Origin of the sequence: Methanoplanus endosymbiosus (assembly GCF_024662215.1) — an archaeon.
GTDB classification, from domain to species: Archaea; Halobacteriota; Methanomicrobia; order Methanomicrobiales; family Methanomicrobiaceae; genus Methanoplanus; species Methanoplanus endosymbiosus.
Genome location: NZ_CP096115.1, coordinates 2,293,624 through 2,306,779 on the forward strand (window position 1 = coordinate 2,293,624; position 13,156 = coordinate 2,306,779).

Sequence of the window (13,156 nt, forward strand, 5' to 3'; positions counted from 1 at the left end):
ATATGGCAAGAACAGAATATTCAGTCGATATTAAAGGCGATAATGTTGCAAGAGCAAAGGGAAATGAGTTCCCTACCTCTCCAAAACATTCCATTGAAATTGCTGCTTTCATCAGAGGTATGAAAACCGGTGAGGCAATTGAATATCTCGAAGATGTAGTTGCACTTAAAAAACCAATTCCATTCAAGAGATTCAACCGTAATGTTGCACACAAAAAAGGTCTTAAAAACTGGGATGCAGGAAGATTTCCTGTAAAGGCTTCAGAGTATTTCCTGAAGGTCTTAAGATCAGTTGAAAAGAATGCAGAGTACATTGGACTTGATACTGAAAAACTTCAGATCATTGTTGTATCTGCAAGCAGGGGAAGAAGAATGAAATCTGTCTTCCCTCGTGCAATGGGCAGAGCAACTCCAAAATATGCGGACTCCGTAAATATTGAGATCGTTGTCAGAGAGGTGGAGTAATGGCAGTAGAGAAGAGATTTGTTGAAGATGGTGTTCGCACTGCACGTGTCGAGAAGTTTCTTGTAAAAGAGCTTAAGAGAGCAGGATACGGCGGCACTGATATTGTCAGGACACCTCTTGGTACACAGGTCACAATTTATGCTGAAAAACCGGGAATTGTTATCGGAAAGGGTGGAAAGGTAGTTCGTGAACTTACTTCCACACTTCAGCATGATTACGGCATTGAATCACCTCAGATTGAGGTTCAGCAGGTTGAAAATCCATCCTTCAATGCACAGATTATGGCTGAAAGGCTTGCAAATTCACTTGAACGCGGCTGGTATTTCAGAAAGGCCGGTTCAAGCATCATGCGCCGTATAATGGAATCCGGAGCACTTGGCTGTGAGGTTATAACTTCAGGAAAACTTACAGGTTCACGTGCACGTGTCCAGAAGTTTACAGAAGGGTACATCAAACATTCCGGTGAACCAAGCGAGACAATTGTTGAGCATGGTTTTGCAATTGCAGTCAAAAAACTTGGCTGTATCGGATGTTCTGTCAAAATTGTTCCTCCGGGTGCAATTCTTCCCGACCACTTTGAAGTAATTGAGCCGGAATTAGTTCCGGAACCTGTCAAAGAAACTTCAGAGCCGGTCCCTGAAGAGATCTCATCTGAAGAAGAATATGGACTTGAGACTGATGAAGAGATGGAAGCCACAGAGGATGTTCCGGTAGAGGAGGATCTCTAAATGGCAATATTTCGTGCATCAGAAGTTGCGCAGCTCAGTGATGTAGAACTGGCTGAACAGCTTTCAAAACTTGAACTGGAGCATGTCGAGAATCTCGGCAAGGTCAGCGCCGGCGGTGCACCCGATAATCCGGGACGTATCCGTGAGATCAGGCGCACTGTAGCCAGGATCAAGACAGAGCAGAACAAAAGGAGAAATGAGGCTTGATTAATCCGGGTAATGTGTGCAGGCATGAACTCACCGGCCTTGCTGTTAAGGTTGAATCCTCAACCAACAGTTTTCAGAATGATATCTCCGGCCGGATTGTTGATGAAACAAAAAACATGCTTGTAATACATACCGGAACAGGTCTCAGAAAAGTGCAGAAGATAGGGGCTGTGTTTCAGATCCACCTCCCAGATGATACCCGGTTAAGGGTTGATGGTTCGGTGCTCGCTTCGCAGCCTGAAAAACGTATCAGTATGCGAATTAAAAATCCGAGGTAAATATGGCTAAAAATACAGGGTTAAACGTCGCTGTTCCTGAAAAGGAATGTAACGACGTAAACTGTCCATTCCACGGCACTTTGCCAGTACGCGGCCAGGTGATTACCGGCAAAGTCGTGAGTGACAAAATGCAGGGATCTGTTGTAATTGCAAGAGATTATCTGCACTACGTGAAGAAGTACAAGCGTTATGAAAAACGTTCTTCAAAGATTCACGCACACAACCCTTCTTGTCTTGGCGTAAAAGTCGGCGATACAGTAAAGATCGCTGAATGCAGGCCAATTTCAAAGACAAAGAAATTTGTTGTTGTAGAGGTGTCTGAAGAATGAAAGCAAAGCAGTCCAGAGTGCCAAGGGCACTTGCCACGGGCTCCAGGATGACATGCGCTGACAATACAGGTGCCCGTCAGGTACAGATTATATCTGTTGACAGGTATCATGGTGTCAAAAACCGTCAGCCAAAACTTGGTCTTGGCGATATGGCAACAGTTTCTGTCAAGAAGGGATCTCCTGAGATGCGCCGCAAGCTTGAAAAAGCGGTTGTTATCAGACAGAGTAAAGAGATAAGAAGAATAAACGGCCTCCGCCTATCCTTTGAGGACAATGCAATGGTAATTACAAACGAACGTGGCGAACCTAAGGGCACTGAGATTAAGGGTCCTGTAGCACGTGAAGTTGCAGAGCGTTTCCCAAAGATCGGCTCAATGGCTACAATTATTGTCTGAGGTGTGCTGAATGGTAAGAATTTCTAGTACTCAGCCCAGGAAACAGCGCAAAGCACGCTACAATGCAAAGCTTCACCAGCTTGGCAAATTCCTGAATGCACCACTGTCATCTGAACTCCGTGAAAAATATGGCAGAAGATCCTTCAGAATTGTTGAAGGTGACACTGTTAAAGTAACACGCGGTGATTTCAAAGGCGATGAAGGCATAATTGATGGCGTAAACCTTGAGAAAGGAACAGTCCTTGTCCACGGAGTAACTTCTACAAAAGTGGACGGCACTGAAGTTCCAAGACCGGTTTATGCTTCAAATGTTCAGATTGTCAAACTGAATCTCAACGATAAAATCCGCCAGGAGAGACTGGAGGCGAAGAAGTAATGTCAAACCATCTTAAAAGATTAAATTCACCTTCCGGATGGCGTATTCCCAAAAAGACAAACACGTTTGTAAAGAAGACCGCACCGGGACCACACAACAGTCATGCTATGCCTGTAGCTGTCTGGCTCAGGGACCACACAGGTCTTGCAAACAATGTCAAGGAAGTTAAGAAGATTCTTACAGAGCGTTCCTTAATTGTGAATGGCAGTCCATGCACCGACTCAAAGATGGGTATTGGTGTCTTTGACATTATCTCAATTCCAAAGACCGGAAAGCACTACCGTATCCTTCGCAACAAGAAGGGCGACTACGTTTCCGTTGAAATTACAGAGGAAGCCTCAAAATCACGTCTATGTAAGATTGCAGACAAGACCATTGTCAAAGGCGGAAAGATTCAGCTGAATCTCAGATACGGCGCTAATGTAATTGTTGATACTCAGGAATACAATCCAAAGGATTCAATTGTCTTAAGCCTTGAACCTGAAACACGCTTTGAAGTTGTTGGTCATTTTCCGTTTGCAGTTGGCAGCGTTGCAATGATCATAGGCGGTAAGCATTCAGGTAAGGTTGGCAAAATAGCTGAGATTGTCACAGTTCCGGGAAGCATTCCTAACAGGATTTACCTGACTGAGGAGAAGACAGGTGAAGCATTTGACACAATCGAGGACTATGTCTTCATTGTGGGCAAAGATGAATCGGCAGTATCTGTATGGGGGATTGAAGAATGAACCCAATGCAGGAAGTCTGTGTTGACAAAGTTGTTGTCCACATGGGTGTTGGAGAGTCCGGTGACAAATTAATGAAAGCTGAGACTATCATCTCAGAGATCACCGGTCAGAAGACTGTCAGGACAGTTGCAAAGAGAACCCAGCCTGCTTTTGGAATCAGAAAAGGACAGGCAATCGGCTGCAAAGTATTCCTCAGGGGAGAAAAAGCTGAAGAGGTTGTAAGAACAGCTCTTGATATCATTGAAAAGAAGCTTTATGCAGGGCAGTTTGATAAAACAGGCAATGTATCTTTTGGTATTGAGGAGCACACCGATTTTCCGGGCCAGAGCTACGATCCAATGATCGGTATCTATGGAATGGATATAACAGTCATTCTTGAGAGGAGAGGTGTACGTATCAGCCGCAGAAGCATTGAGAGAAAGAAACTTCCGGCAGCTCAGAGAGTTTCACGTGAAGATGCTATCAAATTCATGGCAGACAGGTTTCAGGTGGAGGTGCAGTAATTATGGCACAGAATAAGAATGCAAACCAGGAAGAATCCACAAAGAAGTTTGGCCGTGGCGCAAATGTATGCCAGATGTGCGGAAGAAAACAGGGACTTGTCCGCAGATACAATATCTGGCTTTGCAGACAGTGCTTCCGTGAGAACGCAGCAAAGATCGGGTTTAAGAAGCTCAATTAAATGAGGTGTTTAAATTGACAAAACTAAATCCAATTGCTGATGCAATGAGTACAATCAAGAACGCTTCTGATGTAGGCAAGACATTCTGTATTGTTGAACCTGCCGCAAAGCTCATTGGATCAATGCTCGGCATTATGAAGGAAGAAGGTTACATCGAAGGATTTGAACTTATTGACGACGGAAGAGGCGGACAGTTCAGAATCTCACTCAATGGTAATATCAATAAGTGTGGTTCAATCACTCCACGTTTCACCGTTAAAACCGATGAAATAGAAGAATGGGAAACCAGATATCTTCCTGCAAAGAACTTTGGAATACTTATCCTGACAACTTCAAAAGGTGTCATCTCCCATGAGACGGCACGTCACGAGGGTGTCGGCGGTGAGCTTCTCGGATATGTGTATTAGGTGGTGCGTACATAATGGTAACAGAAAAAAGAATTCAGGTTCCTGATGGCGTAAACGCTGAAGTCAGAGGTTCAACTCTTGTAATTTCAGGGCCAAAAGGCACTCTTGAAAGGAATCTGCACTATCCGGGTATAGCTCTCAGGGTTGAAGACGGTGAATTTGTCGCTTCAACTGAATCCACAAGGAAGAAGATCTATGCAATGCTTGGAACATTTGTTGCACATGCAGGAAATATGTGTAAAGGTGTCCAGGAAGAGTATGTGTACCGCTTAAAGGTAATATACAACCACTTTCCGATTCAGCTTAAGCAGAGCAAGGATATGCTTGAGATCGTAAATTTCCTCGGAGAAAAGGAAGCAAGATATGCAGCTATTCCTGAAGGAGTTTCCATGAAGATTGATGGAGATGAAATTACACTCTCCGGAATTAATAAGGAACTTGTCGGCATTAGTGCATCAAGAATAGAGAAAGCAACAAAGGTCCGTGGACGTGATAACCGCGTTTTCCAGGACGGAATTTACATTGTTGAAAAGGCGTGAGATAAATGGCTGACGAAAAGATTAGACTTATTCGGGCACGCAATTCCCAGCGTGCAACCTTCAAGCGCCAGGGCCTTTCCCGTAAGAAGAAACTTGAGGACACATGGAGAAGACCTCGTGGTCTTCAGAGCAAGCAGAGAAGACAGTACAAGGCAAAAGGCCGTCACCCGCAGCCTGGATTCGGCAGCCCAAAAGCTGTACGTTTCATGCACCCAAGCGGATATGAAGATGTACTGGTTCACAATCCTGCTGACATTGAGGGACTCAACCCTGAAGTTCAGGCATTAAGGATTGCCGGCACAGTTGGAAACAAAAAGCGTGCTGCAATTCAGGAAAAAGCTGAAGGCCTTGGATTTAAGATTCTCAACCCTAAGGTGATCAATGCTCCTGTAGAGGATGTTGAAGAATCTGTAGAGGAGGCGGAAGACGATGAGTGATCTGAGGAATCAGAAGCGCATCGCTGCCGCTGTAATGAAGTGTGGTGTGAACCGCGTAAAGCTCGATTCAGAGCGCTCAGAAGATATCAGTAATGCAATCTCGCGTGAGGATATCAGAGGGCTTATTGATGAGGGCGCAATTGTTGCAAAACCTGTCAAAGGTGTAAGCCGCGGCAGGGCAAGGGCACTGACGGCCAAGCGTTCATATGGTCACAGAAAAGGACACGGACATCGTAAAGGTGCAAAAGGTGCACGTACTCCGTCCAAGAGAGAATGGATTAAGAAGATCCGTGCAATCAGAAGAGAACTTCGCGTAATGCGTGACGAAAGTCAGATTGACGCTCATCTTTACAGAATAATGTACAGAAAAGCTTCCGGTGGACAGTTCAGAAATGTCGCCCACATGAAGGCTCAGCTTGAGCAGATTTCGGGGAGGATGAACTAAATGGCAACCGGACCAAGATATTTTGTTACGTTCCGCAGGAGAAGGGAAGGTAAGACAGATTATTACAAACGTTCAAAGCTTGTTGTTTCAGGCAAACCACGTATGGTGGTTCGCATTACAAATAAGCAGGTAATCTGTCAGCTCGTTGAAGCAGGTCTTGAGGGTGACAGAACTCTCGTAGCTGCATATTCGGGCGAACTTGAGAAATTTGGATATAAGGGTTACAGTGGCAACACACCAGCAGCATATCTTACAGGAATGCTCTTCGCAGTAAAGGCATTCAATGCCGGATACGAAGAAGCAATTCTGGATATAGGTCTTCACCGTGCAAAACACGGTGCAAAGGTCTTTGCTGCACTTAAGGGTGCTGTGGCTGCCGGACTAAATGTACCGCACGGAGAAGAGATTCTTCCGGATGACGACAGGGTAAAGGGCGTTCATATCGCAGCATATCAGCCTGAAAAGGCAGGCGACCTTGCAGAAAATGTCGAAGCGGCTGAAGATGCAATAATGAAGGAGCTGAAATAATGGCCTATGAACAGGAAGTATGGATTCCTCTCACTGGTCTTGGTAAACAGGTTTTAGCCGGAGAGTTTTCAAGTCTTGAAGCAATTCTTGAAGGTGGCAGGCCAATTAAGGAACCTCAGATTGTTGACTACTTCCTCCCTGATCTTGAGGATGAAGTTCTCGATATTAATATGGTTCAGAGGATGACAGACAGTGGAAGGCGTGTAAAATTCCGCTGTGCTGTAGTTGTCGGAAACCGCAACGGATATATCGGCTTTGGCCAGGGTAAGGATGCCCAGGTCGGCAATGCAATTAAAAAGGCAATTGCCAATGCAAAGCTCAATATTATCAAAGTCAAGAGAGGCTGTGGCAGCTGGGAATGCGCATGTGGACAGGGTCACTCCATTCCTGTGCGTGTTACAGGAAGGGCTGGCAGTGTAAAGGTAAACCTTCTGCCTGCACCACAGGGTATCGGTCTTGTTACCGGTGACATCGGAAAGAAAGTGCTCGAACTTGCCGGAATTAAGGATGTCTGGACATCGTCAAGCGGACAGACCAGGACAACAATTAATTTCGCCAAAGCAACATTTGATGCACTTAAGCAGGCAAATCTTATCAGAACCGACGGAGGTTCACGCTAATGTATTTCGTTGTGCAGGTTCGCGGTGTTGTAAACGCCCGAAAGGAAATTAAGGACACCCTTAAGATGCTTCGTCTGCATCATGTCAACCACTGTGTCATTTTACCTGAAACTCCGGCATACATGGGTATGATCAGGAAGGTAAAGGACTATGTTGCATATGGTCAGGCAGATGCCGGTGTTCTTGCAACACTTCTCACTAACCGTGGCCGCCTTTCAGCAGACGGTAAGCTTACAGATGAGTATGTGAAGGAGAACTCCGACTTTGCAGATATTGCTTCCTTTGCAGAGGCAGTCTGTGCCGGTGAAGCAAAACTGACTGATGTTCCGGATTTAAAACCGGTTCTCCGTCTCCACCCGCCCAGAAAGGGATACAAGTCCATAAAGCGCACATACCAGCAGGGTGGTGCTCTTGGAAATTACGGAAGTGAGATCAACGGACTTCTCTACAGAATGAGGTGAATTTGATGCCGGTAAATAAAAGATCAAAGTACCGTGGTTCACGCACATGTGGCGGCGGTACCCATAAAAACCGCCGTGGTGCAGGAAATCGCGGAGGAAAAGGACGTGCAGGTCACAGAGACCACAGGTTTACACATTTCCTTTTGCTCGGTGAGGTTCACAATGGAAAGCACGGTTTTGTAAGTAAGAATAAAGTGGCAGCAAATGTGATTGATGTCGGCGACCTTGACCAGCTGGTTGACTCCCTTATTTCAAAGGGACTTGCAGCCATGCAGGACGATGTTGTCGTGATTGATGCCGGACAAATAGGAATTGATAAAATACTTGGCGGCGGAAAGATTAATCATAAAATGAATATTACTGCTCCTGCATTCTCCGAGAGTGCAAGGGCAAAAATCGAAGAGAATGGTGGTCAGGCTCTGACTGCCTGATCTTTTTTTTTGGTGAACCATATATGGGAGCGATGCTGGATCGAATGGAGCCGCTTCTGGCAGCAATGCCGGCTGTCAGAGCACCAGAAGGGCATGTCCACTTCAAAAATAAAGTTTTGTGGACATTAGCTGTTCTGATATTGTATTTTTTATTAACAAATGTTCAGATATTTGGTCTGAGTCCTGAATCTCAGGACTGGCTTGGAATGTACCGTGCTCTTCTTGCTGGTGCAAGTGGGTCACTGGTCCATCTGGGTATCGGGCCGATTGTCACAGCATCAATTGTCCTCCAGCTCTTAAACGGTGCAGATCTTCTGGGCATCAATACATCTGACACCCGTGGGCAGGTTATGTACATGGGTCTTCAGAAACTGATGATCTTTGTGATGATTGTGCTTGAAGCTGCTCCAAACGTGGTAGGCGGCTTTCTGAGACCTGATCCTGCAATAGCTATGCAGCTCTTCGGCGGAAGTATGATGATTGTTACAATTCTGATATTTCTGCAGTTGTGCATGGGAGGGGTACTGATATTTCTGATGGATGAAGTCGTCACAAAATGGGGTGTCGGGTCAGGAGTTGGTCTGTTTATCGTTGCCGGTGTTTCACAGGGTCTGATAAACGGTTTCCTGAACTGGTCCCCTGTAAATGACGCTTATCCTATTGGATTCTTCCCAAGGTTATTTGCAGTGATTGCTGATGGTGCTAATTTCATTGAATATTTCGGGCTTGAAATTCTTGCTCTGCTGACAACAATATTCATATTCGGACTTGTTGTATATGCAGAATCCACAAGAATTGAGATCCCGCTTGCACATTCGGCTGTGAGGGGTGCAAGAGGAAGATTCCCTGTCAAGCTTATATATGCCAGTGTTCTTCCGATGATTCTTGTCCGTGTTCTTCAGGCAAACTGGCAGATGGTTGGCCTTTTCCTGAATAATATCGGTATCACATTCCTTGGTAAGTTTGACGGCCAGACTCCGGTTGACGGAATCATGTATGTGACTGCTCCGATTAATGCCCCGACTGACTGGATGTGGTGGCTGTCTGATCTCGGTCATCCAGTATGGGAAGTTCTATTGCGTATGGGAATAGATTTCTTTATAATGGTGGTCGGAGGTGCGATCTTTGCTCTCTTCTGGGTAAAGACTGCTGGACTTGATTCACCACATGTCGCAAGACAGATTCAGAGAAGCGGAATGCATATCCCCGGCTACAGGCGCAATGAACAGGTTCTTGTAAAATACCTCGACAGGTACATCCCCCGTGTAACTGTTATCGGCGGTATTGCTGTCGGTCTGCTCAGTATCCTTGCCAATTATCTTGGTGTTATTGGTGCTGTAGGAGGTACAGGACTTCTTCTTACTGTCAGTATTGTTTACAGGCTGTATGAAGAGATTGCAAGTGAGCAGATTATGGAGATGTATCCGTTTATGAGGGGATTCTTCGGAAAGGAGTGAACTGGTTTTGAGTACTGGCAGAAAGGTTGTAATAACGGGCGTTCCGGGAGTTGGAAAGACAACTGTCATTAATGCTTCTCTTGAGGCGCTTAAGGAGGAGGGTGTTGATTACACCTCCATCAATTTTGGGACATGCATGTTTGAAGTTGCATGTGAGCAGGGTAAGGTCCATGATCGTGACGAGATGAGGCGTCTTGATCAGGATATTCAGTGCTCACTGCAGAAGACTGCGGCCCAGGTTATAGCAAGAATTAATGAGAATGTTATCATCGATACTCACTGCACAGTGAGCACCCCGTCAGGTTATCTGGCAGGTCTTCCTGCCTGGGTTTTAAACGAAATGAGGCCTGACATCATTGTGCTCGTTGAGACTGATGAAGATCAGATCTTAAAGCGCCGCCTCTCTGATATGAGCAGGCAGCGTGATATGGAAGGATATGCAGCAATTAAGGATCATCAGAGATATAACCGCTATATGGCGGCTTCCTATTCAATGATGACCGGATGCACAGTAAAGATAATTAAGAATCTTGATTATCTTCTCGATAATGCAATATCTGAGATGGTAACACTTCTGAGGTGATACACAATGGCTAAGGCAAAGACTCAGAACGCCGGAATGTTTAATTTTTTAATTATTATGGTCATTGCCATGGTCATCTACAGTATTCCGGCGCTCAGGGATTTGGTGGCTTCTATTGCAGGAGTTGTCTTAAATCCAATATATAATATTCTTGGAATCTCATGGCCTGAGATGATTCTTCTTCTTGCAGTAATTACAGGCTGTTACTCTTCTCTTCTTCAGAAATATACTATTGATTATGAGAAGATGCAGGCTGTTCAGAAGAAGATGCGTGATTTCCAGAAGGATTTCCGTGAAGCTCAGCTCTCCGGCGATGAGAAGAGAGTCAAAAAGATGACTGAGAAGAGAGATAAGATGATGCAGGATCAGCTTGCAATGTCTCAGGAGCAGTTTAAGCCTATGGGCTGGATAATGCTGATTACTATCCCTATATTCCTGTGGCTTTTGCATATGGCTCCTGATATGGGTAATATTACCTTCCCTTTTATGGGCACAGTGAATCTGATTGAGCCTACATTCCTGATACTTCCGGGATGGATTCTCTGGTATATGCTCTGCTCTCTGACACTGAGTCAGGTCATCAGAAAGACCCTGGATATTGGTGGTCTCTGATGAGAGTTACAGTGAGTGGCCCTCCCGGAAGCGGGACAACCTCACTATCAAAAAAACTCTCTGAGACCTTTTCTTTTAAGTTCATATCTGCCGGTGAGGTATTCCGTTCCCTTGCAAAGGAGAAGGGAATGGACCTCATTGAGTTTGGAAAGTTGTGTGAGTCGGACCCGCAGGTTGACCGGCAGATTGACGAAAGGCAGAAAGAGATCGGTGAGAAAGAAGATAATATAATTATTGAAGGCCGGCTTGCAGGGCATATGGTTGACAATGCAGATATTAAGATCTGGGTTGCAGCATCCCCTCAGTGTCGTGCTATGCGGATTTCCGGAAGGGAAGAGTCCGATATTGAATCCGCAAAAGAGGAGACTATCAAGAGAGAACTCTCTGAAGCTGCACGATATAAGATGTATTATGATATCGATATCACTGATCTCTCAATATATGATCTCGTTATAAATTCTGAGAAGTGGGGAGTTGACGAATTGTCAGGTTTTGTCATCTCCGCTGTTAATAATCTTAACAGACATTTGCAGGATTAATTACTGTAATAATAGGATTATCTTCTATTTTTTCATTTTTGGTGTTTTATCTTCAGTTTTAACCCGAACATCTGAATTGCTCATATTCCTGAAATGAGTGGCAATCTGTCAAGAATATATTTATCACATTAGGTGAAGATTAGTAGCACGGAATGATTATGACTTATATTAAAGCCATTTTACGTTATTCAATTACAATTTTGCTTATTTTGTTATTGCCGTCTTTAACATCCGCAATCTCAGCTCCATATGTTGGGATTGATAACGTTGATCTTGTCTGGAGTGAGTCTGAGTCGGAAGATTTTGTAAATTATCAGCTCTACCGGGATGGAGTACTAATAGTTACTATTACTGAGAGGATGACAACAGAATACCGCGCCGGAGATCTTGATTCCGGTAAAGATTATACATTCAGACTTGTTGAAAACAGGAGTGATTCGGGGCCTGTTGAATCATCTATTGATGTTTGTCCCGGAAATGTTAATGGGATGCTCATCCCTGGTGACGGTAATATATCATCAAAGGAAAGTCCGGTGCACAACTACACGGCAGCCGGCAATTATACTGTCAGCCTGACAGTTGCCAATAACGGCGTTAGCAGCAATATATTAAATGCAGATTATATTCCTGGATCTATTAATTGTGACTTCAACGACAATGGAGTGGTCGATATTGGTGATATATCAAAGGTTGCATACATGGTTGCAGACTTAACTCCGGTGGATCTGGCTGCTGATTTTAATGATGACGGAAAAGTTGATGTCGGAGACGCTGCAAAGATTGCATATTATTTTGTAGGAAAAATTAGTGAACCTGACAGCCAGTTTGGTAATATTCTTGATTCATATTCTCTTTCAGATAAACCCGGAGTTGTGGTTTATGTGACCGGAGATAAGGGCACTTATTCCGCAACCGCCGGTCTTTCAGATCTTGAGGCGAAGAAGGGTGTCTCTGCAAACGATCTCTTCCGTATTGCAAGTGCAACAAAATCGTTTGTTGCAACGGTTGTACTGCAGCTGGCAGAAGAAGGACTCATTGATCTGGATGCACCGATTGGTAACTATCTGCCTGAAGATATTGCATCCTCTGTTGCAAATGCGGATGAGGCAACTGTCAGGGATACTCTGCAGATGAGAAGCGGAATTCCGGATTACATGACAGATGGATTTGATGATGCAGTGGAAGATGATCCCTCCCACTGGTGGACAGCGGAAGAGGTTGTAACCTACAGTTATGATATTCCGCCTGGATTTTCTCCGCGAGAGAAGTTTGAATACTGCAATAACAATTATGTCCTGCTCCAGATTCTTATTGAGAAGATTACCGGAAATCCACTTGCTGATGAACTGGAGAACCGGATATTCGGTCCTGTCGGTATGAACTCATGCTACCTCGAAAGTCCGGAAAATACCGGTGCTGGAATTGTCAGGGGATATGAAGAGGCTAACGGAAAATTTACTGACGTTACCATGTACAATGACGGCTTTGGCCTTGGTGATGGCGGTATTGTCGGAAATGCCGAGGATCTTGCTAAATTTATGCCTGCACTTATGAACGGGAAGTTTATCAGCAGCAATACCCTTTCACAGATGCTTCAGACAGTTCCGGATGACTCCGGGGATGGCTACGGTCTTGGTATTGCAGTGATTGATAAACCCTTTGGCCGTCTTGTTGGTCATGATGGCTCATCAGGTGGTTTTGCCTCGGAGATATACTGTCTGCCTGAGTGTAATACAAGCATAGTTGTCCTGACAAATAATTTTGATTCGGAAATCGCTGAAGAAATTCTGTTTCGTGTTGCTGAAAAAATGAAGTAAGATAGTTAAGTGCCTGATGGTACTCTGAAAATAAATAAGAACAATAAGTTCAGTTAATGGCTGGGAAAAATAAATATTATTTTTTAAATTTAT

At 44.6% G+C, this 13,156-nt stretch carries 23 protein-coding genes; all 23 read left to right on the plus strand.

Features of this window, described 5'->3' with window-relative positions; genetic code table 11:
- The first annotated feature begins 2 nt into the window (after positions 1-2).
- The 23 genes from L6E24_RS10225 (at position 3) to L6E24_RS10335 (ending at position 13,063) form a co-directional block, all read left to right on the plus strand.
- Positions 3-464, plus strand: coding sequence for a 50S ribosomal protein L22 (locus L6E24_RS10225; RefSeq protein ID WP_257741881.1), 462 nt, complete (start codon positions 3-5; stop codon positions 462-464).
- Complete coding sequence (locus tag L6E24_RS10230; RefSeq protein WP_257741882.1) at positions 464-1,192, plus strand: 30S ribosomal protein S3; 729 nt, start codon at positions 464-466, stop codon at positions 1,190-1,192. The genes L6E24_RS10225 and L6E24_RS10230 overlap by 1 nt, the downstream gene beginning before the upstream one ends.
- Positions 1,193-1,399, plus strand: coding sequence for a 50S ribosomal protein L29 (gene rpmC, locus L6E24_RS10235; RefSeq protein WP_004079420.1), 207 nt, complete (start codon positions 1,193-1,195; stop codon positions 1,397-1,399).
- A complete protein-coding gene (locus L6E24_RS10240) occupies positions 1,396-1,677 on the plus strand; it encodes a ribonuclease P protein component 1 (protein ID WP_257741883.1) in 282 nt (93 codons plus the stop codon). The genes rpmC and L6E24_RS10240 overlap by 4 nt, the downstream gene beginning before the upstream one ends.
- Before the next feature lie 2 nt (positions 1,678-1,679).
- Positions 1,680-2,006, plus strand: coding sequence for a 30S ribosomal protein S17 (locus L6E24_RS10245; RefSeq protein ID WP_257741884.1), 327 nt, complete (start codon positions 1,680-1,682; stop codon positions 2,004-2,006).
- Positions 2,003-2,401: a 50S ribosomal protein L14 gene (gene rpl14p / locus L6E24_RS10250; protein WP_257741885.1), complete on the plus strand. Its 399-nt coding sequence runs from the start codon at positions 2,003-2,005 to the stop codon at positions 2,399-2,401. The genes L6E24_RS10245 and rpl14p overlap by 4 nt, the downstream gene beginning before the upstream one ends.
- A gap of 10 nt (positions 2,402-2,411) precedes the next feature.
- A complete protein-coding gene (gene rplX / locus L6E24_RS10255; protein WP_257741886.1) occupies positions 2,412-2,777 on the plus strand; it encodes a 50S ribosomal protein L24 in 366 nt (121 codons plus the stop codon).
- Positions 2,777-3,505: a 30S ribosomal protein S4e gene (locus L6E24_RS10260; RefSeq protein WP_257741887.1), complete on the plus strand. Its 729-nt coding sequence runs from the start codon at positions 2,777-2,779 to the stop codon at positions 3,503-3,505. Before rplX ends, L6E24_RS10260 begins: the two co-directional genes overlap by 1 nt.
- Positions 3,502-4,008: a 50S ribosomal protein L5 gene (locus L6E24_RS10265; protein ID WP_257741888.1), complete on the plus strand. Its 507-nt coding sequence runs from the start codon at positions 3,502-3,504 to the stop codon at positions 4,006-4,008. Before L6E24_RS10260 ends, L6E24_RS10265 begins: the two co-directional genes overlap by 4 nt.
- 2 nt (positions 4,009-4,010) lie before the next feature.
- Positions 4,011-4,187 carry a 30S ribosomal protein S14 gene (locus L6E24_RS10270; RefSeq protein ID WP_257741889.1) on the plus strand — a complete coding sequence of 59 codons (177 nt, stop codon included), beginning with the start codon at positions 4,011-4,013 and terminating at the stop codon, positions 4,185-4,187.
- A gap of 14 nt (positions 4,188-4,201) precedes the next feature.
- Entirely contained in the window at positions 4,202-4,594 is a 393-nt protein-coding gene (locus tag L6E24_RS10275) for a 30S ribosomal protein S8 (RefSeq protein ID WP_257741890.1), read from the plus strand.
- 14 nt (positions 4,595-4,608) lie between these two features.
- Complete coding sequence (locus tag L6E24_RS10280) at positions 4,609-5,133, plus strand: 50S ribosomal protein L6 (protein ID WP_257741891.1); 525 nt, start codon at positions 4,609-4,611, stop codon at positions 5,131-5,133.
- Positions 5,134-5,138: 5 nt separating this feature from the next.
- Positions 5,139-5,570, plus strand: coding sequence for a 50S ribosomal protein L32e (locus L6E24_RS10285; RefSeq protein WP_257741892.1), 432 nt, complete (start codon positions 5,139-5,141; stop codon positions 5,568-5,570).
- Complete coding sequence (locus L6E24_RS10290; RefSeq protein WP_257741893.1) at positions 5,563-6,015, plus strand: 50S ribosomal protein L19e; 453 nt, start codon at positions 5,563-5,565, stop codon at positions 6,013-6,015. Before L6E24_RS10285 ends, L6E24_RS10290 begins: the two co-directional genes overlap by 8 nt.
- Positions 6,016-6,543, plus strand: a complete 528-nt coding sequence (locus tag L6E24_RS10295) for a 50S ribosomal protein L18 (protein ID WP_257741894.1) — start codon at positions 6,016-6,018, stop codon at positions 6,541-6,543. It begins immediately after the preceding gene.
- On the plus strand, positions 6,543-7,163 hold the full coding sequence (locus L6E24_RS10300; RefSeq protein ID WP_257741895.1) for a 30S ribosomal protein S5: 621 nt from the start codon (positions 6,543-6,545) through the stop codon (positions 7,161-7,163). Before L6E24_RS10295 ends, L6E24_RS10300 begins: the two co-directional genes overlap by 1 nt.
- Positions 7,163-7,624 (plus strand): 50S ribosomal protein L30, encoded by a 462-nt coding sequence (locus L6E24_RS10305; protein WP_257741896.1) that lies wholly within the window; start codon positions 7,163-7,165, stop codon positions 7,622-7,624. Before L6E24_RS10300 ends, L6E24_RS10305 begins: the two co-directional genes overlap by 1 nt.
- 5 nt (positions 7,625-7,629) lie before the next feature.
- The gene (locus L6E24_RS10310; protein ID WP_257741897.1) at positions 7,630-8,055 is read left to right on the plus strand and encodes an uL15m family ribosomal protein; all 426 of its coding nucleotides are present in this window, start codon (positions 7,630-7,632) and stop codon (positions 8,053-8,055) included.
- A 23-nt stretch (positions 8,056-8,078) separates the two neighbouring features.
- Entirely contained in the window at positions 8,079-9,512 is a 1,434-nt protein-coding gene (secY, locus tag L6E24_RS10315) for a preprotein translocase subunit SecY (protein WP_257741898.1), read from the plus strand.
- A 7-nt stretch (positions 9,513-9,519) separates the two neighbouring features.
- Positions 9,520-10,095 (plus strand): adenylate kinase, encoded by a 576-nt coding sequence (locus tag L6E24_RS10320; RefSeq protein WP_257741899.1) that lies wholly within the window; start codon positions 9,520-9,522, stop codon positions 10,093-10,095.
- Positions 10,096-10,101: 6 nt separating this feature from the next.
- The gene (locus L6E24_RS10325) at positions 10,102-10,707 is read left to right on the plus strand and encodes a DUF106 domain-containing protein (protein ID WP_257741900.1); all 606 of its coding nucleotides are present in this window, start codon (positions 10,102-10,104) and stop codon (positions 10,705-10,707) included.
- Positions 10,707-11,246: a (d)CMP kinase gene (gene cmk / locus L6E24_RS10330; RefSeq protein WP_257741901.1), complete on the plus strand. Its 540-nt coding sequence runs from the start codon at positions 10,707-10,709 to the stop codon at positions 11,244-11,246. The genes L6E24_RS10325 and cmk overlap by 1 nt, the downstream gene beginning before the upstream one ends.
- A 158-nt stretch (positions 11,247-11,404) precedes the next feature.
- Positions 11,405-13,063 carry a serine hydrolase gene (locus tag L6E24_RS10335; protein WP_257741902.1) on the plus strand — a complete coding sequence of 553 codons (1,659 nt, stop codon included), beginning with the start codon at positions 11,405-11,407 and terminating at the stop codon, positions 13,061-13,063.
- The last annotated feature ends 93 nt before the right edge of the window (positions 13,064-13,156 follow it).

What these genes read in the sequence shown, in the direction of transcription:
- rplX (WP_257741886.1), top strand. Translation starts at nt 2,412, where the DNA reads ATGGTAAGAATTTCTAGTACTCAGCCCAGGAAACAGCGCAAAGCACGC.
- L6E24_RS10260 (WP_257741887.1), top strand. Translation starts at nt 2,777, where the DNA reads ATGTCAAACCATCTTAAAAGATTAAATTCACCTTCCGGATGGCGTATT.
- rpmC (WP_004079420.1), top strand. Translation starts at nt 1,193, where the DNA reads ATGGCAATATTTCGTGCATCAGAAGTTGCGCAGCTCAGTGATGTAGAA.
- cmk (WP_257741901.1), top strand. Translation starts at nt 10,707, where the DNA reads ATGAGAGTTACAGTGAGTGGCCCTCCCGGAAGCGGGACAACCTCACTA.
- L6E24_RS10335 (WP_257741902.1), top strand. Translation starts at nt 11,405, where the DNA reads ATGACTTATATTAAAGCCATTTTACGTTATTCAATTACAATTTTGCTT.
- L6E24_RS10305 (WP_257741896.1), top strand. Translation starts at nt 7,163, where the DNA reads ATGTATTTCGTTGTGCAGGTTCGCGGTGTTGTAAACGCCCGAAAGGAA.
- L6E24_RS10265 (WP_257741888.1), top strand. Translation starts at nt 3,502, where the DNA reads ATGAACCCAATGCAGGAAGTCTGTGTTGACAAAGTTGTTGTCCACATG.
- L6E24_RS10290 (WP_257741893.1), top strand. Translation starts at nt 5,563, where the DNA reads ATGAGTGATCTGAGGAATCAGAAGCGCATCGCTGCCGCTGTAATGAAG.
- L6E24_RS10285 (WP_257741892.1), top strand. Translation starts at nt 5,139, where the DNA reads ATGGCTGACGAAAAGATTAGACTTATTCGGGCACGCAATTCCCAGCGT.
- L6E24_RS10295 (WP_257741894.1), top strand. Translation starts at nt 6,016, where the DNA reads ATGGCAACCGGACCAAGATATTTTGTTACGTTCCGCAGGAGAAGGGAA.
- L6E24_RS10310 (WP_257741897.1), top strand. Translation starts at nt 7,630, where the DNA reads ATGCCGGTAAATAAAAGATCAAAGTACCGTGGTTCACGCACATGTGGC.
- L6E24_RS10230 (WP_257741882.1), top strand. Translation starts at nt 464, where the DNA reads ATGGCAGTAGAGAAGAGATTTGTTGAAGATGGTGTTCGCACTGCACGT.
- L6E24_RS10300 (WP_257741895.1), top strand. Translation starts at nt 6,543, where the DNA reads ATGGCCTATGAACAGGAAGTATGGATTCCTCTCACTGGTCTTGGTAAA.
- L6E24_RS10280 (WP_257741891.1), top strand. Translation starts at nt 4,609, where the DNA reads ATGGTAACAGAAAAAAGAATTCAGGTTCCTGATGGCGTAAACGCTGAA.
- L6E24_RS10245 (WP_257741884.1), top strand. Translation starts at nt 1,680, where the DNA reads ATGGCTAAAAATACAGGGTTAAACGTCGCTGTTCCTGAAAAGGAATGT.
- L6E24_RS10225 (WP_257741881.1), top strand. Translation starts at nt 3, where the DNA reads ATGGCAAGAACAGAATATTCAGTCGATATTAAAGGCGATAATGTTGCA.
- L6E24_RS10270 (WP_257741889.1), top strand. Translation starts at nt 4,011, where the DNA reads ATGGCACAGAATAAGAATGCAAACCAGGAAGAATCCACAAAGAAGTTT.
- secY (WP_257741898.1), top strand. Translation starts at nt 8,079, where the DNA reads ATGGGAGCGATGCTGGATCGAATGGAGCCGCTTCTGGCAGCAATGCCG.
- L6E24_RS10325 (WP_257741900.1), top strand. Translation starts at nt 10,102, where the DNA reads ATGGCTAAGGCAAAGACTCAGAACGCCGGAATGTTTAATTTTTTAATT.
- rpl14p (WP_257741885.1), top strand. Translation starts at nt 2,003, where the DNA reads ATGAAAGCAAAGCAGTCCAGAGTGCCAAGGGCACTTGCCACGGGCTCC.